The organism is Exiguobacterium sp. 17-1 (assembly GCF_023096305.1).
Taxonomy (GTDB): Bacteria; Bacillota; Bacilli; order Exiguobacteriales; family Exiguobacteriaceae; genus Exiguobacterium_A; species Exiguobacterium_A sibiricum_A.
Genome location: NZ_JALIGJ010000006.1, coordinates 109,585 through 132,611, shown reverse-complemented (window position 1 = coordinate 132,611; position 23,027 = coordinate 109,585). Strand labels below are relative to the sequence as shown.

Sequence of the window (23,027 nt, the reverse complement as noted above, 5' to 3'; positions counted from 1 at the left end):
GTTCGTTCCAGATAAGGAACACAGCCTGTCTTTTTGTTTCAGTTCATTACTCCGATTAATTCAATCATCAATGCCTTTTGCGCGTGGAGTCGATTTTCTGCCTGATCAAATACAAGCGAGTGACTGCCGTCAATGACTTCTGCCGTCACTTCTTCCCCGCGGTGCGCCGGAAGACAGTGCAGGAAAATCACATCGTCAGCGGCTGACATCAACAACGTTTGATCGACTTGATATCCTTGGAACGCTTTTAGTCGATCTGCTGACTCTTCTTCTTGTCCCATACTCGCAAATACATCACTGTAAATGACATCCGCTCCCGCAACTGCTTGAACAGGATCTGTATATTGTTCGATCCGGCCGCCTGACTCTTGTGCCAGTACTTTCGCTTGATCAATAATCGTTTGATCCGGTGCGTAAGCCGCTGGACTACAAATCCGAACTGTCATTCCACTTAACGCCCCTCCTAAAAGCAGCGAGTGTGCCATGTTATTTCCATCCCCGACATAAGCGAGTATCTTCCCTTGACGTTGACCAAAATGTTCTTCAATCGTCAGTAAATCTGCTAATACCTGGCAAGGATGATGAAGATCTGTCAATCCGTTGATAATCGGAATCGTCCCGTGTGCCGCTAATGTCTCGACCGTTTCATGTGCAAATGTCCGGATCATCAAAGCGTCGACATAACGGCTCATGACTTGAATCGTATCGCTGAGGGACTCTCCGCGACCGATTTGCATATCCGATCCATTTAAGACGACCGGGTGTCCACCCAATTCGACGACACCGACTTCAAAAGAAATCCGCGTACGCGTCGATGCTTTTTCAAACAGCAAAGCGACTTTTTTTCCTGCAAGTGTTTGATCATAAGTCGCAGGAGATGCTTTGACGGCCTTCGCCAGTTCTAACAGATCGGTCAGTCCTTCCGCTGTCAATTCTTCCAGTGTCAGCAAATGTTTTAATCGTTGTGTTGTCGTCATTGGATCGGCTCCTTTTGTGTCGTCCATTCGGCTAATGGTTTCACGGTACACATCGGTATCGCTTGGACGGATTCAAAATAGTTGGCAAGATGTTCTTCAGTAATGACAATCGCCCCTTGAGCAAGTGCTTTTTCCCGTTGTGTCCGTTCTGTTTCTACTTTTGAAAAGAATACAAGACACATATCAAACTCGGTATCTGGCTCCAGTTCAACTCCGTCTGACCACATGTGTGTTCCCGCTCCACAGATACGATGTGTGCGTTTCGACATCACGGCTTTGGTCATCTGATCAAAGACGAACCGCTCTTTGGCAAATCCTGCTTCCGTCCACTGTAACGTTTCCCCGGTCGAACGCATGACAGGACCTGTCATCGGATCGACCCCACGCAACTTCAGTGTCGAGAAAACCGGAGTCTTGACTGCATGGAACGGTAATGTCAACCGTGTGGTCGGCAAGGCCTCAACCTGCTTCCCGATCGCTGCTTGAACAGCCCACTCAAGCAACGGTTGCCCCGTCACCTTCGAGACGATCGGCAACGTACGTGACGCCCGCGGATTAATCTCGAGAACATAGACGGTTTGATTTTTTACGACGAACTGGATGTTAAAGGCACCTTGGTAATCCAGGTGTTGACCAATGGTTTGCGCAATCCGTTCGATTTCATCCTGTAAGATTGCCGGGGCTGAAACAGGTGGCAAAATCATTGTGGAGTCGCCAGAATGAACACCGGCTGCTTCAATTTGTTCCATGATGATCGGCACGTAAGTCGTCGTCTTATCTGAAATACAATCGACTTCGAACTCTTGTCCTTCGATGTACGCATCCACCAAAATCGGAAACGCTATTTCCGGCAATAATTTCTCTAAATCGGTTGCCGTTGTTAAGCGATGCATCCCTTTTCCGCCAATGACGTACGACGGACGGATCATCAATGGATAACCCAGTTCCTTGACGATTGCCGTCAATTCATCGAAATTTGAAACTTCCTGGCCCGGTATGCGGTCAATCTGTAACCGATCCAAAAATTGATAAAAACGATCACGGTCTTCCATCTCGTCGATCGTGTCTGCCGTCGTTCCTAACAGCTGATATCCTAATTGTTCGAGTTCCGCCGCCAGCGTAATGGCTGTCTGTCCACCAAACTGGACAAGCACCTGCCGGCATTGTTCTGCTTCTAGTACGTGAACAACATCTTCAATCGTCAGCGGTTCGACGTAAAGACGGTCCGCGACTTCAAAGTCGGTTGAGACGGTTTCCGGATTATTGTTAATCATGATCGTCTCATAACCGGCTTTCTGTAAAGCACGAACAGCATGAACCGAACAATAATCGAATTCGATTCCCTGTCCGATCCGAATCGGTCCGGCGCCGAGAACGGCAACTTTTTTCCGGCTGGACGGAGTCACTTCCGTCCGGCCGGACCAACTACCGTAAAAGTACGGTGTCAGACTTGAAAATTCTGCTCCACAGGTATCGATCATTTGAAAACTCGGCTGAATCAAAAAAGCACTCCGTTGTTGTTGCACGACTTCCAATGGGACGCCGACAATCTGCGCAATCTGCTGGTCTGTAAACCCAAAACGTTTTGCTTGTTGAAGCGACTCTTTTGATTCCAGATCCAACGTTTCCTGCGTCATGACCAACGTCTCGAGTGTCGTGATGAACAACGACTGAATCTGTGTTTTTTCAGCTAACTCCTGGTGCGTTGTCGCTTTTCGGTCGAGTAATGCCAACATCGCTAGCAACCGACGGTCCGTGATTTGGCTGACTTCCTGCCATAATACATCCGTCCCAGCCTGTTTCATCCAATTTGGATATAAAGGGGATTGTTCGATTCCGGCACCCCGCCATGCTTTTTGTAACGCTTCCTCGAGTGTCTTGCCCATTGCCATGCTCTCCCCAGTTGCTTTCATTTGGGTACCAAGCGTCCGGTCACTTCCTGGAAAAAGATCGAACGGGAAACAAGGAACTTTAGCTGTGACATAATCCAGGACCGGCTCGAAACTGGCCATCGTTTCTTTCGTCACCGGATTGATGCAGTCATCAAGACGCTCACCGAGTGCAAGACGAGTCGCTAATTTCGCAATCGGATAACCCGTTGCTTTTGAAGCTAAAGCCGAAGACCGACTGACCCGAGGATTTACCTCAATGACATAGTAGGTCTGTTCTGTCGGATGGATTGCAAATTGGATATTACAGCCACCAATGACACCGAGCGCCGAGACGATTTCCCGCGATGCCGTCCGTAAGATTTGATTCATTTGATCAGATATCGATTGGATCGGTGCGAAGACGACAGAATCTCCCGTGTGCACGCCGACCGGGTCGATATTTTCCATGTTGCAGACGATAATTGTCGTATCAAAAGCATCCCGCATCACTTCGTACTCGACTTCTTTATAACCCGCGATGCTGGCTTCGACGAGACATTGTGAAATCGGACTGGCCTGGAGTCCATTCGCTGCAAGTTTGCGGGCATCTGCTTTCGTTTGAGCAATGCCGCCTCCGGTTCCTCCGAGGGTAAAGGCTGGACGGACAACCAGCGGGACCCCTGCTTGTTCCATGAAACCTTCCAGTTCTTCCAATGTTTCGATTGTTTGACTGATCGGGAGTGGTTGATTCAGTTCGAGCATCCGTTGTTTAAAGCGTTCGCGGTCTTCCCCGTCCCGAATGGTTTCAAGTGATGTCCCAAGCAGTTCGACGTGATACTCTTCGAGTACTCCCGCCTCTTCGAGCGATAAAGCAAGATTCAAAGCGGTTTGTCCGCCAACCGTCGCTAATAAATGGGTCGGGCGCTCACGTTTGATAATGGCAGTCGCTTTTTCAAGCGTCATTGCTTCGATATAGATATGATCCGCTGTTGAAGGATCCGTCATGATTGTAGCCGGATTCGAATTCATCAACATGACCTCGCATCCCGCTTCCCGAAGTGTTTGACATGCCTGTGTACCCGAGTAATCAAATTCTGCTGCTTGACCAATCACGATTGGGCCTGATCCGATGACCAGGACTTTTTTAAGTTCCTGCATATGCTACCTCCTGCTCTAAGATGCTCGTGACGAATTGATCGAATATCACCATCGCTTCCAGTGGACCGGGATGGGCTTCCGGATGAAACTGAACTGTCAAAATAGGGTGTATCGGATGAAACAGCCCTTCAATCGAACCATCGTTGATGTGCTCATACGCGACATCCAATTCGGATTTTTGGACACTGTCCGCTTGGACGACATAACCATGGTTTTGTGATGTCATGAAGACACGTCCGGTCTTTACCTGACGGACAGGATGATTGGCTCCACGGTGACCATGATGTTGCTTTTCGATTTGACACCCAAATGCTTTAGCAATCAGTTGATGCCCCATACAGATGCCGAGCGTCGGATAAGTGAGCGCCAGTTCCTTGATTTCAGGAATCAAATGATCGAGCTGACTCGGATTTCCCGGTCCATTCGAGAAAAGTAAACCATCGGGCTTCAATCCGTCGATGACCAACTTCGGCGTATCAAAAGGAACGACCGTCACTTTCATCCGACGTGCTTGTAACGCCTCAATCATCGATTTTTTAACTCCGTAGTCGAGACAGACTATATGTCCGGCTTCGTGATTGGTTTGGTGTGTCACCGGCTTTTTCGTCGAGACGGCCGCAATCAAGTTCGACTGTTCCTGAACAGGTGAAGCACCGTTTGTGACAGTACCGATTTGATCACCATGATTACGCAAATGGTGAACCAGTGCCCGCGTATCGACTTGAGTCAAAACCGGTACATCCGATGCTGCCAACCAATCAGCCAAGTCTGACCGTAATCCGTTGTTTGCCAACGTCTGAACGACTACGCCGGATACTTGAATCTGACGACTTTCTGAATCCTGCTCTGAAATTCCATATTGTCCAATGAGCGGATAGGTAAAAACAATGATTTGTCCCCGATAGGAAGGATCGGTCAGCACTTCTTGATAACCGGTCATTCCTGTAAAAAATACGACTTCTCCTTGAACGGACGAAGTCCCTATGAACTCACCGGGATATACTTGTCCATCCGCTAATTTTAATGCACCTAACCCTTTCACATCATGACCTCCTGTTGACATACTGACTTGATTTTTTCGACAGCCAAATCGAGCTCCTGTTCGGTAACGAACAAAGAGGGTAACAATCGAATGACGTTCGGTCCTGCGCTGACGACGAGCATTCCGGATTGTTGTAATGCCGTGATGAGCGGTGAAACCGGTTCATGAAATTCAATCCCAATCATCAGTCCTCGTCCGCGGATGTCCCGAACCATCGTCTTCGGCAATTGATTCAGTTGTTGTATCAAATAAAGTCCTTTTAGTTGAACTTGTTTCATTTGTTCGTTGTCTAACAACAAATCCAGTGTCGCTTCCGCCGCCGCCATCGCCAATGGATTCCCTCCGAATGTCGATCCGTGCGTACCCGGTGTGAAAATCGCTGTTGCTTCCGGTGTCGTGATGATGGCTCCGACCGGGAAGCCACTTCCGAGACCTTTTGCCACGGTAATGATGTCCGGCTTTAACGGCGTCTGTTCAAAAGCAAACCGCGATCCGGTGCGTCCGATACCTGTCTGCACTTCATCGATGACTACCTTGACATCAAACTTCCGTGCCTGTTCCATCAATTTCGCTAACCAGACATCCTCCGCTACGATCACTCCGCCTTCTCCTTGGATGACTTCAAGCCAAACGGCAGCAGTTTGGTCCGTAATCATTTCAAGACTGTCGAAATCATTAAAAATCAGATGCTTAAAATCAGGAACCATCTCTCCAAACCCAGTTTTAATCTTGTCTTGACCCGTTGCTCCCATCATGGCGAAGGTTCTCCCGTGAAAGGACTGACTAAACGTCAGGATTTCTTTTTTTTGCGTCCATTTCCGGATTAGCTTAAATGCCCCTTCATTTGCTTCTGCCCCACTATTACAAAAGAAGACATGGCTCAAATGACTATTTTCCGTCAACATCGCCGCTACTCGTTCCTGTTTACTGCTGATAAATAAATTGGACGTATGCCATAATTTTTGGAGTTGTTCTTGTAATGCTTGTTCCACATGCGGATGACGATGACCGGTGTTACAGACGGCAATTCCCATCGTGAAATCCAAGTAGGTTTTGCCCGTCGTATCCTGGACGAACGATCCATTTCCTTCGACTAATTCGATATCATGACGTAAATACGTCGGTAGTAAAGCACTCATTGGTTTCCTCCTTGATCCATGTCCCCTGGTTCGTCACGTCGTGTCCGGAACGAATCTTGACCTGATGTATTCCTTGTCGGACCGCTTCGATGACTGCTTCGACCTTGGGAATCATTCCACCATTGATTTCCGTCGATTCGATTCCTGCTTCCAGTTCTGCAACCGTCACCTCTGCCTGAAACGTTCCATTCAGCCGGACACCGGATACATCTGTCAACAATTCGAATTCATCAACAGCGAGTCCCTCAGCTAATGCAATCGCACACGTGTCTCCATTACAATTCAATGTTCCGTTCGTCCCTGTAATCAATGAGGTAACGACGGGGATGAATCCCGATCCCATCAATGTAGTAAACAACTTCGGATTAATCTGTGTCACTTGTCCGACTGCTCCGAACGCCGGTTGATGCTCCCCACGGATACTGGCTCCGTCAATTCCGGTCAAACCAATTGCCGGCAGTCCATTTCCATTCAGGGTATAGACGATTTTTGATTGTACTTCTCCTCCAAGCACCCGTTCCGCTCCCAACAGAACCTGTTCCGTCGTCATCCGGATACCGTTTTTGAATTCGGCTTTAATGTTCATTTGCTGACAGTAGGCTGATAAGGCCGGACCACCACCATGGAGGATGATCAATTCATTTTTTGCTGCAATCCATTGGTTCCATTCTTCGTAATAGCGTGGATCCAATTGTTCGAAGACACTTCCGCCCAGTTTGATTAATTTACGTTTCGTCATGTCCGGTAACTCGCATTGATTTTGATATAGTCATACGTCAAGTCACAACCAAAAGCATAACCACTGGCAGGTCCTTGATTTAAATGTACTTCGATTTCAACAACCTCTTGTGCGAGTTCTCGCGACGCTAACGATTCATCAAATAAAATCGGCATACTGTGACGCAGGACCCACTGGGAGCCGATCCGGATATCAATTTGTCCGACATCAATCGGCTCATCGATACTGCCGACGGCTGCGATGATTCGTCCCCAGTTCGCATCTTCTCCAAAAATCGCTGTTTTCACGAGTGAAGATCCTACGATCTGTTTGGCAATTTTCCGGGCAATCCATTCATTTGCCGTACCATGAACGTTGACTTCAATCAGCTTCGTCGCCCCTTCACCGTCACGTGCAATTTGTTTCGCCAAGTCTTGGCATACTTCCTCAACTGCTTGTTGGAATTGTGCCAGTTCGTCTGTTCCCGGTTGGAGTGACTGTGATTGTGCGGCCCCGCTCGCAAGAATCATCACCATATCATTCGTCGAGCTGTCACCATCGACGGTGATACAGTTAAACGTCCGGTTGACTGCAGATTTCAAGGTATCCTGTAATAACGGAGAAGGAATTGAGGCATCGGTCGTTAAAAATCCAAGCATCGTTGCCATATTCGGATGAATCATGCCCGAACCCTTCGCAACCCCGCAGACCGAAACCAGTTCTCCATTTAACCAGACTTGGCGCCCGGCTGTTTTCGTACCTGTATCGGTCGTTAAAATAGCCAGTGCAAAATCGTCAGCTTTCTCTTCGCCTTTGTCCGGCTGCAACTGTTCGACCCCTTGAAGTAACGTATCGATAGCGAGCGGCTGTCCGATGATACCGGTCGAAGCGATGACGACGTGTTCCTGAGCCAATTGAAACTGATCGGCAACAGCTTGTTGCGAAGCATAGGCATGTTCGAGTCCGAGTTGCCCTGTACAGGCATTGGCATTCCCGCTGTTGACTAAAACGGCATGGACTTTTCCGCCTGATGTTGCCATCGCCTGTTTCGTCACCGTAATCGGTGCTGCCTGGACCTGATTGGTCGTGTAGACCGCTGCGGCATCGGCACCCGCTTCACATAACAAAAGCGCTAAATCTTTCCGTTTGCGTCTGAGTCCGACATGTATTCCTGTCGCCTTAAATCCTTTTGGTGTTGTCACGGTTAATGGTGATGTCAGTTGTATATTTAACATAGTCATGATCCCCTCTATATAAAGAATGGCTGTTGTGTCAGACCTAGTGTTTCTGGATATCCACTAATCAAATTGGCATTTTGGACCGCTTGTCCCGCTGCGCCTTTTTGCATGTTATCAAGGACGGATACGACCGTCAGTCTTCCTGTACGTGTATCCAGGTAAACCGAAAGATCACAATAGTTGCTTCCGGCTGCCGATTTGATTTCCGGATCGGCTTGTCCGACGCGGATAAATGGTTCTTCTTTATATTTTTCACTGAACCATGTTCGCCACTGCGTTTCCGTTTTTTCGACGAGGGGTTGTAACGTCATCGTCGCCATGATCCCGCGATTGAGCGGTACTAGATAAGTCGCGAGAGACACAGTGATTTTGTGTCCGGTAATCTCTTCAGCAATGGATTCAATTTCCGGAATATGTTGATGTTGATTCATTTTGTACAATCTGACATTTTCACTCGACCGGACATGGTGTGTTTGTTCCGTCAACGTTTTTCCTGCACCTGATAATCCAGAGCTTGCATGAATGATGATTTGCGACGGATCAATTACGTGTTCTTCTAATAACGGTAGTAAGCCAAGTAAGATGGCCGTTGCATAACAACCCGGATTGGCAATCAAACGACTGTCCTTAATCTGATCCCGCTTCCATTCCGTCAGTCCGTAGGTTGCTTTTTTTTGAAGGTCCGAATCGACTCCTTCATGGGGATACCATTTTTCGTACAATGCTTTTTCAAGACGTAAGTCTCCACTCAAGTCGATGACTGTTCCTTTCCAGTCATGTAACTGTTTTAGATATTTCGTAGAAATTCCGCTTGGCGTTGCCAAAAATAAAAGATCGGTTTCAACTGCTTCAATCTGTTCCAATGAGAAAGCTGTCAGTACCGGAAACTGTTTTTTATTCATAAAACTGTATAACTGATTCATTTCCTGATCGGTCTGCGAATCGCTGATCAATGAGACGATTTCCAAATGAGGATGTAATTCAATCAGTCGTATCAGCTCAATCGCAGCATATCCGGTCGCACCTACAATCGTACATTTCATCGTCGAAACCCCTTTGCCCTTAAATGATAACTCGATTTAAACATATGTATATTCATACTGTCAAATGTATTTTTATTTATTTTTAGCATATAAAAAAAGGATTTGATCAATGACATCTCAATAGATGTGACTGATCAAATCCTTTTTTATCAAAAATCAAGTTATCTTTTTTCCGCTTTCTGAGCGACCATGTGATCAATTCCATAAACACTGGCTCCCATTAATGCAACGACCACGACAAAAATTGCAGTAAACATATGTATTCCCTCCTGTTCACAAAATCGACATCTCTTATTTCCTATTGTGCAAGATTTCCGATAAAAAAGAAAGCGTTTACGACAAAAAGTCGTCACATTTTTATATATTCCGATCAAATTCAGATAGTTGACGAATGAATTCATATCCGTTAACATAACAACTGTTCTTTACTTTCGCACGTAAAAGCAAACAAGCATAAACGCAACATAGAATTAAGGAGGTGGAAGCATGCGTATATCCTTTCGTGAATCCGCAGCTGTCCTAGGAGTTAGTATCATTGTATTATTATCTGTCATATTCGGTGCCAAAGCCGAACCGCATCTCGCTATATTATCCAGTCTGATTTTTGTCGTAGCTTATGCCGCTTTTCGTGGTTTTGAGTACGAACAACTGGAACAACATATGATCAATGGAATTCGTGAAGCGATCAAACCGATCTTGATTATGTTACTTGTCGGTATGACGATTGCTGTCTGGATGATGAGCGGAGCTGTTCCGACACTCCTCCACTACGGACTTGAAACACTTTCTGCAACATGGTTTGCACCAAGTGCTTTAATCATTACGATGATTGTTTCTACGTTTACAGGGAGTTCGTTTACAACAATCGGTACGGTCGGTGTTGCTTTGATGGGAATTGCAGTGGCGCTTGGCGTTGATCCTGCTCTTGCCGCCGGTGCCATCATCAGCGGTGCCTGTTTCGGAGATAAGATGTCTCCGTTATCAGACACAACGAATTTCGCACCCGGAATCGTCAATGTCTCTGTCTTTGATCATATCCGTTTTATGATGGGAACGACAGTACCCGCCATTACGATTACTTTCATTCTGTTCTTCATCTTCGGACAGGGAAATGGTGCAATCGATTCGCAAACCATCGGGTCCACGCAACAAGAGTTAGCGCGTCTGTTCAATCTTTCACCATGGACACTATTGTCACCTTTACTGGTGATGATCCTTGCATTACGCAAAACTCCTGTCGTTCCGACTTTGATTGCCGGAGTTATGAGCGGTCTGTTGTTGACGGGATTAACACAGGGCAACTGGAACATCGGACAATGGATGAGCGTCATTCAAAATGGTCTGAAAATCGAAACAGACAATAATACGGTCGCGAGCATCGTCAGCAAAGGTGGTCTCCAGTCGATGATGTGGTCCGTCTCGCTTGTCATGCTTGCTCTGGCTTTCGGGGGCGTCCTTCGTGGAATTGGCGTCATCGATGTCATCATTGAAAAAACGGTTTCAAAATTAAAACGAGATGGCAGCATTATCTCATCGGCTGCTCTCGCTTCGATTGGGGTCAATTTCATGGCAGGTGAACAGTACTTGTCGATTTTGTTGCCCGGACAAGCGTTCAAAAAGATTTTTGAAGATCGTTCGATTGATCTGCGCTTCCTCTCACGAGCCCTGGAAGACGGGGGAACTCTTGTGAATCCGTTGATTCCCTGGGGAGTGTCCGGTGCCTTCTTCGCATCAACGCTCGGTGTTCCTGTCACCGCATATGTGCCATTTGCCTTTTTCTTATTGCTTTCACCTTTCTTCACCTTTGTTTTTGCATTTACTCGTCCCACTAAAAAAGTTGCCGAAAATCTGGTGGCTTAAATCATACCTTTCATCGGGCAGAACTGATTTTTCAGTTCTGCTTTTTTTATCGGGAAATGATTTAAAAATATATTCATGTTCATTTTGTTTGACAAATATTGTACAGAATTCAGCAATTGCAAATAAATATGTGTAAAGTCAAAAGGAAATGGGAATATACCAAACATAAGATTAAAAAATTACAGCGAATTATAAAAAGAGAAACTTGCACCTGACCCTGAGGATGCGTTCGATGTAATTTTGTAGGAGGAGTTCGATTATGATCAAACGTGGCACACTGGAACGGCTTGATGGCAAATATGCTGTTCTTCTCTGGGAGAACGGTTCAAGTTTCATCCCCCGTCGCTATTTGCCTACTGAAGCAAGGCTTGGTGACACAATATTATTCGACGGATCAAATTACTCAATTGATGCAACAAGCTCTACCCAGTCTTCCTTTCAAACGTTTTCGTTTCGGCAAATGGGTTGACTCTTAAAAAGCCATCTGACCGCTTAAAATGACTAACAGACACATTGTCTCGAATAGTCGTTTCTTGCGACAGATGGCTTTTGTACGTTCAACGGATATGGAGCGTCTGTTCAGCACAGTTTGGACAGGATGTTCGTGTGATCTCATCTAGAGAAAGTCGAACCAACACCGAGTTGTCTTGTTCACACCGATGGATTGGTTCAATGATGGACGACCTCAAAAACAAGGCACACCAAAATCGTGTTGAGATTTGTTGACATGTCGGACACTGAAATACATCATATTGATGCGGTACCCATCCGTCCTCAATCTCATCGATGTGGGCGTGGTACGTTCGAATCAAATCTGCCCGAATCCGGTCATCAATTTTTTGACGACTGACGAGCGGCTCTTGGTACGGTGGAACGAATAAAAAAGGTAATGCTGATGCGTAATTTTCCATGCCGTATGTCAACACGGACGGAAATCCTTTCCATTCTTCTTGCTGGCCGATTTCGATGACTTGGCGATACGTACACACCGCACAATATAACTCCATCCGGTTATCCTCCGATCTTCCGCACCATCTCTTTCAACATTTCTTCCGTGACTGGTCCTACATGCTTCCCGACAATCGTCCCTTTTTCGTCAATAATATAAGTAGCTGGCATCGCCACTAGTTGATACGTTTTCTCTGATTGTCCTTTTGTATCGTAAAGTACTGAGTACGTAATAGGTGTTTTTTTCAAAAACTGCTCCACGTCACTCAATCGTCTTTCTGCAGTCGTCACATTGATCCCATACACCGGAATCGATGTTGACTTGGCGAAAGCATTCAATTCCGGTATTTCCTGCTGACATGGAGGACACCAGGTGGCCCAAAAATTGATGACGATGAGTTGATTCGTCAAATCAGACAACTGAATCAATTGACCGTCTTGTTCTATTTCGAGGTCAGGCGCTTTCATTCCTGTTTCGAGCCCACCTTCTGCTTGTTGTTTCGCTTGGATTTGTTGTTGGTTTTGTTTGGTCTGGTACGCGCTATAACTCGTATAGGCAATCCCTGAAATGATTATTGCCGCCACCAGGTACATTACATATTTTTTCACTGATTTCGTCACTCCTCTATGTATCCAGTGTAGCAGAATCGTCCGCTTGAATTGTGACAAAAAAGGTAGACTGACGCTGTCTTATTGTTACCTCTGACCGATCTCATATCGTTTTCCCGTACAAAAAAAAACAGGAGCTGGATATTCTCCAACTCCTGTCTCCTGATGAAGACCGGCTTTCGAATCCGTCCGGTCTTTTTTTAAGATCCTACACATTCAATGCATTATTATATCGTTCGATTAATTATAACGCGGTAATTGTTTTTTCACTTGGCGGTTGTCCTTGACGCTTCCAACGGCTTCATCTCCACCAAGCGCTTCATTTAACGATGTTTTACCTTCTTTAACTTCCAGGCGGCGGTTGAAGACGGATCGATTGTCAAGAGCAGCGACCAGGATTGACGCAACATCCGTTTCGGAAATCGTCGCTTCCTTAACATCCTTTAAGTCTTCATCTGCTTCAATTAATCCGCGCCCTTCGCCGTCAACGACGTTAACCGGACAAATGATGGTGTACGTGAGTCCGCTATGTTCAATCTGTTCTTCCGCTGCATTTTTAGCAGCATAAAACGGATACATTTCTTTTTTGAACTGATTTGGACGATCCGCACCATAGGCACTGAGGAGGACAAAATGACGAACACGCGCCTTTTTCGCAGCATCAATCGTTTTTAAAGCAACCGTCCGGTCGAGTAACTCGACTTCAGTCGGTTCGCCGTCAACACCAGCCGTCGCTGCACAAATGACAGCATCTTGACCGGCAACACCCTGTTCGATGACCTTTTCGAGTTCTGTTTCGATATCGACATAGTGCGCCTTGACACCAAGTTTCTCAAATCGTTCCACCAGGTGTTGATGACGGACGATGACCGTAACTTGATGACCTTTTGCGAGCGACTTGACGACACGAGCTCCGATTGTACCTGATGCACCTACAACTAATACTTTCATATGATAGGTCCCTCCTCGATAGATTAGTCACCTTTACTAATTTCCACTGTTCGAGAAAGAACAAACCCGTTTTGAAAAATTAATCGTTTTTTAGTGTCCCGTAAAACGTCGTATCGAGCTTCGCACGTAATTCCTTCAGTTCTTTTTCCTTCGGGAAATCGTAGAAGATACCATTCATCCGCTCACTGACACCTTCCACTTCAAGGTGTTCCCGTTCCGAAAGCAAAGCAAGTGACAAACCGGCTGCCATCATTTGACGGACACTGACATCTAAATTCATTTCTTCCTTCATATAACGGTTCGCTCCGGGAATACTGGACCAGCCCGTCGGTTTCATCAAATGCGTCGCCACTGCTTGAATGACTTCCGATTGACGATTCGCCCGTGCTACGTCCGTATCCGTTTTACGATGACGGGAATAGGCTAATGCCATCGCCCCGTCCATATGATATTCTTTTCCCTTTTGGAATGAATACTGATTGGCTTTGCCACTCGCATCTTGTTCCGAGAATGTTCCCGTCGAGACTAAATCGACTCCTCCGATTTCATCAATCAATCCGATGAAGCTGTCAAACGAAATGACAATCTTACTGTCGATGTCTTGATCCAGAAGTCCACTGACCGCACTACTCGTACAGTCTTCGCCACCGTAAGCGAACGCATGAGTAATTTTATCTTTTTTCCCGTTTTCACAATCAATCGGTGTATACGTATCCCGAGGAATCGACGTCAATTGAATCGTCCGCGAGAGCGGTACGAATTGCATGACGGACAGTGAATCCGACCTCGAACCACGCAGTGATTCTCCCGGTCGCGCGTCACTCCCGATCAGAAGAAACGTAAACGGTTGTGATCCAAAGATGATGGCCGCAATCACGACAAGTAATAAGAAACCAATCAGCTTTGATTTGAATCGACGTTTCTTTTTTGGAACCGGCTGTTTTTTCAACCGCTGATCAGATCCAGCCTCACGCGCCGGTTCTTTAGTTCTGCTGCTTCTTGACGCACGGCGTTGGCTAAAACGATTCAAGGCTAAACTGACTAATCGCGTTCCCGAACGCAGGATGGTTCCGGCGCCCGATTTCATGCGTTTTGTATTGGATGCTTTTTCAGGAGCAGCCTCCTGCGCGCGTGACCATCCCAACGGTTCGTCTAAATACCGCTGACTGGCAGACAGTTCGTTTTCATGAGGTGGATCCACGGATTCCCGTGAGGCTTTTTCCTGCTCCATTTTTTCTGATTCACGCAGCTCTTCCTGACGTCTGCGTTCTAGACGAGAACGTCCCGAATGAAATTCTTCCATAGGTTACCTCCGTATCAATCTCGAGCTAAATGTTTTTCCTGTAAAAAGTCACGCATATACGTCCGTTTCGGCTCCTTCATCGAAGCAGCCATCTGATAGACCCAGCCTTCCGTCCGGCGTCCATCCGTCCGTTCTCCGTAGTACGCAGACGTTTCATTCTCATACTGTGACAACAATTGGCGCATCGTGTCGTCATTAGTATACGTATTCCGGTGGAAGACCGCATCCATCGGAAGGCGGGGTTTTTTCCCCGGCTGTTGATCGGGAATTCCTACTGCGACTCCAAATAATGGAACGACGTGGTTCGGCAACGCAAGCAGTTCACTCACTTTGACCGCATCATTTCGTAGCGAACCGATGTAGACGGTCCCGTATCCTAATGATTCTGCTGCAATGACTAGGTTTTGAGCAGCTAAACCGGCATCGACCGCGCCGACAATCAACGCTTCCGTCGTTTCGACCGTCCGCTCGACGGAACCGGATGCAATTTCTGCTGCCAGGATATGTTTATGATAATCGATACAAAAAACGAAAAAGTAACTGTTCTCCGCGACATATGATTGACCGCTCGCCACGTCTACTAACTGTTGTTTCAGCCCTTCGTCTTCGACGCCGATGATGGCATAGGCCTGCTGATAAGAAGATGTAGAAGCCGACTGCGCAGAACGAACGAGCGTCTCAATTGTCTCTTGATTTAATTGATGGGGCTTGAATTTACGGATAGACCGGTGGTTAAGTAACTGTTCGATTGTTTCATTCATGAATAATCGCTCCCTTTTGGTTAATGATTCTCTTAACGATAGGCAAACATTTAAGTAAGTGCAAATGTTAGATATCCATGTTCACAAACAATCGTCTGTTATTTCCGCCCACTGTCGGTTACTTCTTAAAAAAATCGGGAAAAGGATAAAACTAATGTTGTGTCTTTTTGGCGAAGGAGGGCGATCATGAGAATTCGTAAGCTCCGTCTTTTACTTGAACAATATGGCGATACGACCCTTCGCGACATCATCGTAGAAATCTATCGCCAGCTTCCCAAACAAGTCATCGAAGAAAAAGACCTTGATTTGATGTTATCCCAGTTTGCTAAGTATAAAGGACTACAAAAAGAACACGACCAACCGACCGTTGAACAAACCATCGAGCAAACGGAACAATTCATCCAACTTGCTTATGATTTACACTATTTGGAGCCAAATGAGCTCGTCTCCATACGCGAACAAAAAAACTGGTATGTGACTGCGAAACGCCTGCTAAAACACTTACGGCATTATATCGGTCGAAAAAATGGAACACGGGTTGCTTTTGAGGAATTCTTTTTTTTACTCTCCTCAGCTGCTGGAGAAGAACCGCTTTTCTTAAGTAATGATCCCTTCCGGCTGATTAAAGTCACGCAAGTGGAATTGTTCGAAGAACTGGTCGGTTATTACAAACTTGATGCATCAGACCAGTCTTGGATGCAACGTGCCATCTATACCGCCGTCAAGGTGCCCATCGATGTCGACACGGAGCGAAGTGACCTCTTCCTCGCCGTCCTCACACATTGCACGAATGTGAGTGAACGGGAATCCTATGTCGCATTGCTGAACACACATGCGAAGAAACTCCAGATGAAAGTCCGGATTGACGCGGATGTTCTCGTGTTATATCAAGAGATACGTTTTGCTGAACTGCATGCCTTAATCGCCTTACGCGAACTCGAACGTGCTGAAGCAATGCTGTTTACGGAATATATCCCTTATTTTTCACATCGTTCGACACCCTTCCGGTATTATCTGGATTTGCTTGAACAAGCCGGATTAAATGACGAACATGACCGAATCGAACGGGTCGGGCGACGGAAACACATTCATTTTTAAAGTAAAAAAAATCCATTAAAAAAGACGAAACGTTCTTCGGCAAGCCCCGAGAACCTATCGTCTTTTTCCTTTAATCTGTAGCATTCACGATTCCTAATCCGACTGTTGCAAGTAAAGCAATGCAGGCGAATAAAAAAGCCATGTCATTCGGTGAGTCGAACCCATCATAGGTCGGCTCTTTTTGATCCGTGATAATCTCATCCATCGTCCCATAGCTGCCGTACGTAGTGGATTCCCGGACTGTTGCATCTTTTTTTTCGATTTCCTGTGCTTGAACAGGATTCATGCCGATCAAGATCCAAAAAAGACCTAACGCCATCAGCAGTTTCGCCATCTCATCACCGCCTAATTATTTACCTTTAATTTCAATAAAAACCATTTATATACCATTAATTTGTTATAATTCACGTACTGGCTTTCATTTTTCTGAAAGGACGTGCACGTGTTGAACATTTTATCGTATGATCAGTTATCTCACCCACAACGCCGTTTGGTCCATCGTTTACTCCGAACCAATCCGTCTCCCCCTTCGTCATTTTCCTATCCGCCGACCGAACACCGTCAATGGACGATTTGGAATGAAGAGTGTGTGCAGGCTACGCTCGGATTTCATGTTTTTGAACATTGTGTTCAGCTCTTAAATGCTTCCTATACCGATTTACAGGCATTCCAGCGCCTCGCACACTATGTCCATTCCGAGGCACTTTCGTTTTCGCCCCGTCACATCGACGTCCAAATCATACCGCCTTACGACTTTGGTTTTGTCACGACCTGGAACGCTTTAGGTTACTGTTTATCCAGTGAACAGTTCCGACTGATTGGTCTGACACACGATCGGCCTGCCTCCGTCCAGTTCAAACCTCTCTCCTCACGTAATCGCCATCTGTTCTTAACGATCCGTAACGAAGCCATCCGTTATTCTGAATTTCTTTTCCCTTACGATACTATCTATCTCGACTATTTAATCGATCAAGGTGTCTTGCCTTATCTCGTCTACGACAAGAAAACGATTGTCGGAACAATTTTAATGGAACAGCATAAACAAGTCGTCCGCCTTTTGGAAATCGCATGTTTGCCCCAATTAAAAAACCAAGGCTACGGTCGCCGGATTTTAGATACCTTCCAAATGAAGTTACACAAGAAAAATATCTTATCTTTTGAAGTCTATTGTTGTTCCACACATCAAGAAGCTCTTCGTCTCTATCAACCGACTGCTTTTTGTGATATTCAAATTTTTTCGAATTGGCACCGTTATTCTTGTGAACCGGTTTCGTTAGTCACGTAACCGTTGAACGATTTCCAAGTATTCATTGAGTACATACTGATTGTCCAGCGTCTTAAAATCAACGCCTGCCTGCTGTTTTAATTGGTTGCCGATGACAAATAAACTTTCGTAATAATCCGTTCCCATGCTTGCCGCAAGACCCGGCTGATGATTATGGAATGCCAACAGTGCATCTTTTACGATTTCTTGCTGATTTGGTTCCATCAAAACATCTTCTAACATTTTCGGGAATTGTTCAATCTGGCGACCGACGATCGCATAAAAGAGCGGAAAATGTTTGGCATACCGAAATGCTACTTCGTAACGGGTATGATTAACAATTGATCGTACACTGTCGAACTTTGCACGTTGAAGACGTTCCGCCAAGCCGACTGTCGCAGGATGCCTAAACAAAGAAAGACTCTGTTCATCCAGTGCTTGTTCGTGCGTCAACAATAACACGATGTCCAGTGTATTGATTTCATCCGTTTCGAGAAAACGGTCACTTCGTTGCAACACCGTTGTGTAATCCAGGTCCACCCCTGAATCGACTGCAAGTTGAAATAAGACGGGATCATAGACGGTATATAGACCTACAGGGAAAGATAACGGCTGCCTGACAAGTGACCGGTGACCTTCCACTGTCACGATTTGATTCAGATCCAGTCCATTCGCAAGTAACTGTTGAAATAGTGACGCTCCCTGGCCGCTTTCTGTCAATTTCATCAACAGGCGATCCACCTCAATCAGCGGCTGTTCCGTCTCAAGGGCTAAATTCAGGTGTTTATCTGATTGCAGCGCAACAGCTCGTCCGATAAAATTCAAGGCTTGCCGCTCTTGTCCTGTCAGTAGTTGATTGTATGTCTGAAAGGTCTCACTCTCAAGTGTAAGAAAAGCATTCAGCGCTGGAGCGATTGCTTCGTTTTTAACAAATCTTTTCATAATTAGTGTCCTCCTGCATGATGTCTCTCTTCGTAGTGTACGCAATATTGAATCTTCTTGAAAGACTCAAAAAAATCTTGGGGCTTCTAAAGAAAAGGAAGCGCCCAAGATTTTTCATTTTTTACTTACCTGCAGATGGGAATTCCGAAATGCTTCATCCTGTTTTCCGGTTTTTTCAACACTGGTTCCGACTGAACCGCTGTATTCGATCTGTTGTTTAGGCTGAATGAATTCATAAGTAATAGCCGGCTCACCGCGTAAACGTACTTTAATCACTTGACGATGTTGAATTGAAAAAGAGGCCTTTACTTCGAGTAGTGACGTTTTATCGATGTCGTGTTGCGTTTGTAACATCTTCGCCAACTGTTCTTCTGCACTGCGTTGGCTACTTTGAAGTTCAGCGTAAGAAATTCCTACAGCAAACGCCAATACGCCAATCAAACTTAACGCGAGAATGACCAGTACTTTTCTCAATGACTGACTCACCTCCAGACAAAGTTCTTCCTGCTCTCTTCATCGGTTCGTCCGTCCTATTCCTGAAGTCTTTTTGAAACTTCCTCCAAGTTCATCTGCATGTCCAAATGGGGAATCCCGTCCTCTAAATATACGTCCGACATTTCCTTAAAACCAAATGAACCGTAAAATTGTTTTAAGTGTGCCTGAGCCTGAAGGTCAATCAATGCTACACCCTGTCCTTGAATGTGAACAATCGCTTCGTTTAAGAGTTTTCTTGCGATACCGTTTGACCGGTAACCGATTTGTACCGCCACCCGACCGATTGCGACTGCGCCTGACAGCTTTCTCGGCAAGATGCGCAGACAACCAATCAAATGTTGACCGTCGTACGCGAGACCATGCAGCGCCTCCTGGTCACGATTATCGAGTTCTGGATAGGGACAGTTTTGTTCAACGACAAATATATCCGTTCTTAATTTCAATAATTGATATAAGCTTGCACCGTCCAACTCATCAAATGCCATCCACTTTGTCTGATACATACCTGATCCGCTCCTCTGTACTTTCGAAAAATCAACCTCTGAACAGCCGGGATAACCGGCAAGAATAGATGACGACCGGAACCCCGTTATACATCGTATCTTTCTCCCATTGTAACCCATTCGCACGAGCGACATTTTGCGAAGAATGATTTTCCGGGTGAATGATGGAAATCAGACGATCATGCCCTCTTTCGAACGCTTCGCGCATTAATCGTTTGGCCGCTTCCCGGCCGTATCCGACCTTCCAATGAATCGGCGTCAACCAGTACCCGACTTCTAATTCCTCGATTCCATCAACTTTTTGTAAAACCAGCCCGGCAAAACCAACAGGTTCATTCGTCTCTTTTTTGATCAACAGTAAAAAACCTGTTTGCCGTTCATCCTCATAACGATCGAATTGCCGTTCGAACCAGTTTCGCGCCTCTTCTTCTTCCAACATGACACCACCGTTGATATAACGCATGACCTGTTCATTTTGAACAAGGGTTTTATAAAAAATAAAATCGTCTTCCACAAACGGTCGCATCTCCAGCCGTTCACTCTCCATTTCAATCCCCCTCTTTCCGAATAGAAGCTGTTTTCTTTAATTTTCCCTTTTTTACATTCATTCATTCATAATCCATTCATTTTCACAAAAAGAAAACGATATCTACATGTTGATTCGATTACATTCTTCAGGAACCGCTTGCTTTTTATCTGTCAACTCTGTATTTTGGGAACAGTATGCTAAACATCAATCACGGAATTAGTGTAAAATATATTTTGAGCATTTTTTTGGCTGAATGGAATTTATGAAAAAGGACTGAGACATGATGACTGAGCAATTATTAGCTGGATTATATGAAGGTATTGCAAAAGAAGCTGTATTGATTAACGAACCCTTAAAAAACCATACGTATACTAAGATGGGTGGATTGGCAGATCTCTTCCTCATCCCGTCGACATATGAAGAAACTGCATTCGCCGTCCGATACGCGTATGAAAATGACCTCCCCTTGACGATGCTTGGAAACGGCTCGAATCTTGTCGTCCGCGACGGCGGTATCCGCGGGATCGTTTTATCTTTTGAAAAATTAACGGATATTTCGGTCGAAGGTCACGAACTGATTGCTCAAAGCGGTGCTGCCATCATCCACGCTTCACGTATCGCTTACGACCATGCTTTAAGTGGTCTTGAGTTTGCCTGCGGCATCCCCGGAACGATTGGCGGAGCATTGATCATGAATGCCGGAGCATATGGCGGAGAAGTAAAAGACTGTCTCCACAGTGCAACCGTCTTGACACGCAAAGGTGAATTATTGAATATCTCACATGAAGAACTCGAGCTCGGATACCGGACGAGCTGTTTTTCCAAAAAAGAGTACATCATTTTAGAAGGACGTTTTTCGTTAACAGAAGGCGATCCTGCCCTGATTAAAGAAATGATGGATGATTTGACACATAAACGTGAGACGAAACAACCACTTGAGTACCCTTCTTGCGGGAGTGTCTTTAAACGACCGGAAGGATATTTCGCTGGTAAGTTAATTCAAGATAGCGGGTTACAAGGGGCACGAATCGGTGGTGCAGAAGTTTCTCAAAAACATGCCGGTTTCATCGTTAACATCAAAGACGCAACGGCCACCGACTACATTTCGCTCATCCGCCACGTGCAGGAAACCGTTCAAGAAAAGTTCGGCATCTTACTGGAGCCGGAAGTGAAAATCATCGGGGAAGAAGCTTAATCGTTTTTAATCACATGAAACCAAACAAAGAGAGCACCCCGACATGATTACCATGTCCGGATGCTCCTTTTTTCTATCCTCAAAAACTCTGGATTAGATTGCCCAGTTTCCGTCACGCATCAAGGGCTCTCGTGTACCGTCAGGCAACTCTCCGTCAATTGACATTTGACCTGAACCAATCATGAAATCGACGTGAGTCATTGAATCGTTTGCACCTTGCGCTGCCAATTCTTCATTCGACAAACTTGGTCCATTTTCAAGACAAGTCGAATAGGCGCGACCAATCGCTAAGTGGCATGAAGCGTTCTCGTCAAACAACGTATTATAGAACAAAATACCGGAATCTGAAATCGGTGAGTGATGAGGCACAAGAGCCACTTCTCCGAGATAACGAGCACCTTCATCTAATGAGATGAGTTCGTCAAGCGCTGCTTGTCCCTGTTTCGCTTCAGCTTTGACGATTTTTCCGTCTTCAAACCATAACGTGAAATCATCAATCAGATTCCCGCTGTAGCTGAGTGGTTTTGTACTTGAAACATGACCATTGACGCCTGTTTTCTTCGGTAACGTGAATACTTCTTCCGTCGGCAGATTGGCGATGAAGTCGACACCATCCGCGTTTGGTCCTCCGCCACCCAACCAGACGTGACGCTCTGGCAATTCAATCGTCAGTTCTGTGCCTGGCGCCGAATAATGTAACTTATTGTATTTTTTTTCTGTCAGGAAAGTCGCTTTGGTCCGCAAGTTTGCATCATGTTGCTCCCAAGCTGTGACTGGATTGTCTTGATCGACACGTGTTGCTTTTAATATGGCTTCCCACAGGTCTTCTACAGCGCGTTCCGAGTCTGGGAATACCTTTGCCGCCCAGGCATCTGACGGCGCTGCAATGACGCACCAACTGACGTTATCGCTCATGACGAACTTACGCCAATTTGCCAACGCAACGCCAGCGGCTTTGTTCGCTCGCGCAATCCGGCTTGATTCAACACCATTCAATAAATCAGGATCTTCACTGACAACTGACAAGAAAGCTGTTTTTTCTTCTGCTAATTGATCAAAACGGGCTTTTAACCATTCTGGGAACGCATCAAATGAATCTTCCGGTGCGTCGAAGTAACGGATTTTCGTCATTTCGTCATCCGACCATTGAACGTAGACATTCGAAGCTCCCACTTCGTAAGCAACGCGTGTGATTTCACGGACTAACGGTGCATTTTCAATCCCTGCCCGAATTTCGAGTTGTTGACCGGCTTGCAGGTTGATTCCTGTACGTACGGCAAGTGCAGCATACTTTTTTAATTGTTCTTGAGTCGGCATTATGTAATCCCCTTTCAACTATTACTCTTATTTTCACGAAATAGTTGCAATTTTGCAAGAAATAAG

Annotated in this window: 23 protein-coding genes; 5 read left to right on the top strand and 18 right to left on the bottom strand. The window is 45.7% G+C overall.

The window, feature by feature from the left end; genetic code table 11:
- Positions 1-38 precede the first annotated feature (38 nt).
- From argF to argC, 7 genes are read right to left on the bottom strand one after another with little or no spacing between them, the layout of a single operon-like run.
- The gene (argF, locus tag MUN34_RS14580; RefSeq protein WP_247858178.1) at positions 39-977 is read right to left on the bottom strand and encodes an ornithine carbamoyltransferase; all 939 of its coding nucleotides are present in this window, start codon (positions 975-977) and stop codon (positions 39-41) included.
- The gene (carB, locus tag MUN34_RS14575) at positions 974-4,006 is read right to left on the bottom strand and encodes a carbamoyl-phosphate synthase (glutamine-hydrolyzing) large subunit (protein WP_247858177.1); all 3,033 of its coding nucleotides are present in this window, start codon (positions 4,004-4,006) and stop codon (positions 974-976) included. The genes argF and carB overlap by 4 nt, the downstream gene beginning before the upstream one ends.
- The gene (locus MUN34_RS14570; RefSeq protein WP_247858176.1) at positions 3,993-5,048 is read right to left on the bottom strand and encodes a carbamoyl phosphate synthase small subunit; all 1,056 of its coding nucleotides are present in this window, start codon (positions 5,046-5,048) and stop codon (positions 3,993-3,995) included. The genes carB and MUN34_RS14570 overlap by 14 nt, the downstream gene beginning before the upstream one ends.
- Positions 5,045-6,187, bottom strand: coding sequence for an acetylornithine transaminase (locus MUN34_RS14565; protein WP_247858175.1), 1,143 nt, complete (start codon positions 6,185-6,187; stop codon positions 5,045-5,047). The genes MUN34_RS14570 and MUN34_RS14565 overlap by 4 nt, the downstream gene beginning before the upstream one ends.
- The gene (gene argB, locus MUN34_RS14560; protein ID WP_026829200.1) at positions 6,153-6,926 is read right to left on the bottom strand and encodes an acetylglutamate kinase; all 774 of its coding nucleotides are present in this window, start codon (positions 6,924-6,926) and stop codon (positions 6,153-6,155) included. The genes MUN34_RS14565 and argB overlap by 35 nt, the downstream gene beginning before the upstream one ends.
- Positions 6,923-8,140: a bifunctional glutamate N-acetyltransferase/amino-acid acetyltransferase ArgJ gene (gene argJ, locus MUN34_RS14555; protein WP_282104411.1), complete on the bottom strand. Its 1,218-nt coding sequence runs from the start codon at positions 8,138-8,140 to the stop codon at positions 6,923-6,925. Before argJ ends, argB begins: the two co-directional genes overlap by 4 nt.
- Positions 8,141-8,154: 14 nt before the next feature.
- Positions 8,155-9,186, bottom strand: coding sequence for an N-acetyl-gamma-glutamyl-phosphate reductase (gene argC / locus MUN34_RS14550; RefSeq protein WP_026829202.1), 1,032 nt, complete (start codon positions 9,184-9,186; stop codon positions 8,155-8,157).
- A gap of 486 nt (positions 9,187-9,672) precedes the next feature.
- Here argC and nhaC point away from each other — a divergent pair, with 486 nt between their 5' ends.
- Positions 9,673-11,046, top strand: coding sequence for a Na+/H+ antiporter NhaC (nhaC, locus tag MUN34_RS14545; RefSeq protein ID WP_247858173.1), 1,374 nt, complete (start codon positions 9,673-9,675; stop codon positions 11,044-11,046).
- A gap of 259 nt (positions 11,047-11,305) precedes the next feature.
- Entirely contained in the window at positions 11,306-11,515 is a 210-nt protein-coding gene (locus MUN34_RS14540; protein ID WP_026829204.1) for a DUF3006 domain-containing protein, read from the top strand.
- An 88-nt stretch (positions 11,516-11,603) separates the two neighbouring features.
- Here the strand turns inward: MUN34_RS14540 and MUN34_RS14535 are convergent, their stop codons facing one another.
- The 5 genes from MUN34_RS14535 to nfsA all read right to left on the bottom strand — a co-directional run bounded on the left by MUN34_RS14535 (position 11,604) and on the right by nfsA (position 15,618).
- Positions 11,604-12,053 carry a hypothetical protein gene (locus MUN34_RS14535; RefSeq protein ID WP_247858172.1) on the bottom strand — a complete coding sequence of 150 codons (450 nt, stop codon included), beginning with the start codon at positions 12,051-12,053 and terminating at the stop codon, positions 11,604-11,606.
- Positions 12,054-12,057: 4 nt separating this feature from the next.
- Positions 12,058-12,603, bottom strand: coding sequence for a TlpA family protein disulfide reductase (locus MUN34_RS14530; protein ID WP_247858171.1), 546 nt, complete (start codon positions 12,601-12,603; stop codon positions 12,058-12,060).
- Positions 12,604-12,843: 240 nt separating this feature from the next.
- The gene (locus tag MUN34_RS14525; protein WP_026829207.1) at positions 12,844-13,554 is read right to left on the bottom strand and encodes an SDR family oxidoreductase; all 711 of its coding nucleotides are present in this window, start codon (positions 13,552-13,554) and stop codon (positions 12,844-12,846) included.
- Positions 13,555-13,633: 79 nt separating this feature from the next.
- On the bottom strand, positions 13,634-14,857 hold the full coding sequence (locus MUN34_RS14520; protein WP_026829208.1) for an LCP family protein: 1,224 nt from the start codon (positions 14,855-14,857) through the stop codon (positions 13,634-13,636).
- Positions 14,858-14,871: 14 nt separating this feature from the next.
- The gene (gene nfsA, locus MUN34_RS14515) at positions 14,872-15,618 is read right to left on the bottom strand and encodes an oxygen-insensitive NADPH nitroreductase (protein ID WP_026829209.1); all 747 of its coding nucleotides are present in this window, start codon (positions 15,616-15,618) and stop codon (positions 14,872-14,874) included.
- Between the two features lie 186 nt (positions 15,619-15,804).
- On the opposite strand from nfsA, the gene MUN34_RS14510 reads away from it, so the two are divergent.
- The gene (locus MUN34_RS14510; protein ID WP_026829210.1) at positions 15,805-16,716 is read left to right on the top strand and encodes a hypothetical protein; all 912 of its coding nucleotides are present in this window, start codon (positions 15,805-15,807) and stop codon (positions 16,714-16,716) included.
- Between the two features lie 70 nt (positions 16,717-16,786).
- On the opposite strand, the gene MUN34_RS14505 is transcribed toward MUN34_RS14510, so the two are convergent.
- Positions 16,787-17,050, bottom strand: a complete 264-nt coding sequence (locus MUN34_RS14505; RefSeq protein WP_026829211.1) for a hypothetical protein — start codon at positions 17,048-17,050, stop codon at positions 16,787-16,789.
- A 108-nt stretch (positions 17,051-17,158) separates the two neighbouring features.
- Between MUN34_RS14505 and MUN34_RS14500 the strand changes: the two genes are divergently transcribed.
- Positions 17,159-18,001: a GNAT family N-acetyltransferase gene (locus MUN34_RS14500; RefSeq protein WP_247858170.1), complete on the top strand. Its 843-nt coding sequence runs from the start codon at positions 17,159-17,161 to the stop codon at positions 17,999-18,001.
- Here the strand turns inward: MUN34_RS14500 and MUN34_RS14495 are convergent.
- From MUN34_RS14495 to MUN34_RS14480, 4 genes are all read right to left on the bottom strand, one after another.
- Positions 17,990-18,922 (bottom strand): hypothetical protein, encoded by a 933-nt coding sequence (locus MUN34_RS14495; RefSeq protein ID WP_247858169.1) that lies wholly within the window; start codon positions 18,920-18,922, stop codon positions 17,990-17,992. The genes MUN34_RS14500 and MUN34_RS14495 overlap by 12 nt on opposite strands.
- A gap of 114 nt (positions 18,923-19,036) precedes the next feature.
- Positions 19,037-19,396: a hypothetical protein gene (locus tag MUN34_RS14490; RefSeq protein ID WP_247858168.1), complete on the bottom strand. Its 360-nt coding sequence runs from the start codon at positions 19,394-19,396 to the stop codon at positions 19,037-19,039.
- Between the two features lie 56 nt (positions 19,397-19,452).
- On the bottom strand, positions 19,453-19,920 hold the full coding sequence (locus MUN34_RS14485) for a GNAT family N-acetyltransferase (protein WP_247858167.1): 468 nt from the start codon (positions 19,918-19,920) through the stop codon (positions 19,453-19,455).
- A 31-nt stretch (positions 19,921-19,951) separates the two neighbouring features.
- Positions 19,952-20,467, bottom strand: a complete 516-nt coding sequence (locus tag MUN34_RS14480) for a GNAT family N-acetyltransferase (protein WP_026829216.1) — start codon at positions 20,465-20,467, stop codon at positions 19,952-19,954.
- A gap of 262 nt (positions 20,468-20,729) precedes the next feature.
- Here MUN34_RS14480 and murB point away from each other — a divergent pair, with 262 nt between their 5' ends.
- Positions 20,730-21,644: a UDP-N-acetylmuramate dehydrogenase gene (murB, locus tag MUN34_RS14475; protein WP_026829217.1), complete on the top strand. Its 915-nt coding sequence runs from the start codon at positions 20,730-20,732 to the stop codon at positions 21,642-21,644.
- 93 nt (positions 21,645-21,737) lie between these two features.
- Here the strand turns inward: murB and MUN34_RS14470 are convergent, their stop codons facing one another.
- On the bottom strand, positions 21,738-22,961 hold the full coding sequence (locus tag MUN34_RS14470; RefSeq protein ID WP_026829218.1) for an aminopeptidase: 1,224 nt from the start codon (positions 22,959-22,961) through the stop codon (positions 21,738-21,740).
- Positions 22,962-23,027 lie beyond the last annotated feature (66 nt).

Bases quoted from the DNA above. Each gene is read 5' to 3' on its own strand.
- nfsA (WP_026829209.1), bottom strand. From the start codon at position 15,618: ATGAATGAAACAATCGAACAGTTACTTAACCACCGGTCTATCCGTAAA.
- MUN34_RS14495 (WP_247858169.1), bottom strand. From the start codon at position 18,922: ATGAAAAGATTTGTTAAAAACGAAGCAATCGCTCCAGCGCTGAATGCT.
- MUN34_RS14525 (WP_026829207.1), bottom strand. From the start codon at position 13,554: ATGAAAGTATTAGTTGTAGGTGCATCAGGTACAATCGGAGCTCGTGTC.
- MUN34_RS14485 (WP_247858167.1), bottom strand. From the start codon at position 19,920: ATGTATCAGACAAAGTGGATGGCATTTGATGAGTTGGACGGTGCAAGC.
- MUN34_RS14565 (WP_247858175.1), bottom strand. From the start codon at position 6,187: ATGAGTGCTTTACTACCGACGTATTTACGTCATGATATCGAATTAGTC.
- MUN34_RS14505 (WP_026829211.1), bottom strand. From the start codon at position 17,050: ATGGCGAAACTGCTGATGGCGTTAGGTCTTTTTTGGATCTTGATCGGC.
- argF (WP_247858178.1), bottom strand. From the start codon at position 977: ATGACGACAACACAACGATTAAAACATTTGCTGACACTGGAAGAATTG.
- argJ (WP_282104411.1), bottom strand. From the start codon at position 8,140: ATGTTAAATATACAACTGACATCACCATTAACCGTGACAACACCAAAA.
- MUN34_RS14510 (WP_026829210.1), top strand. From the start codon at position 15,805: ATGAGAATTCGTAAGCTCCGTCTTTTACTTGAACAATATGGCGATACG.
- MUN34_RS14480 (WP_026829216.1), bottom strand. From the start codon at position 20,467: ATGGAGAGTGAACGGCTGGAGATGCGACCGTTTGTGGAAGACGATTTT.
- murB (WP_026829217.1), top strand. From the start codon at position 20,730: ATGATGACTGAGCAATTATTAGCTGGATTATATGAAGGTATTGCAAAA.
- carB (WP_247858177.1), bottom strand. From the start codon at position 4,006: ATGCAGGAACTTAAAAAAGTCCTGGTCATCGGATCAGGCCCAATCGTG.
- argB (WP_026829200.1), bottom strand. From the start codon at position 6,926: ATGACGAAACGTAAATTAATCAAACTGGGCGGAAGTGTCTTCGAACAA.
- argC (WP_026829202.1), bottom strand. From the start codon at position 9,186: ATGAAATGTACGATTGTAGGTGCGACCGGATATGCTGCGATTGAGCTG.
- MUN34_RS14540 (WP_026829204.1), top strand. From the start codon at position 11,306: ATGATCAAACGTGGCACACTGGAACGGCTTGATGGCAAATATGCTGTT.
- nhaC (WP_247858173.1), top strand. From the start codon at position 9,673: ATGCGTATATCCTTTCGTGAATCCGCAGCTGTCCTAGGAGTTAGTATC.
- MUN34_RS14535 (WP_247858172.1), bottom strand. From the start codon at position 12,053: ATGGAGTTATATTGTGCGGTGTGTACGTATCGCCAAGTCATCGAAATC.
- MUN34_RS14520 (WP_026829208.1), bottom strand. From the start codon at position 14,857: ATGGAAGAATTTCATTCGGGACGTTCTCGTCTAGAACGCAGACGTCAG.
- MUN34_RS14470 (WP_026829218.1), bottom strand. From the start codon at position 22,961: ATGCCGACTCAAGAACAATTAAAAAAGTATGCTGCACTTGCCGTACGT.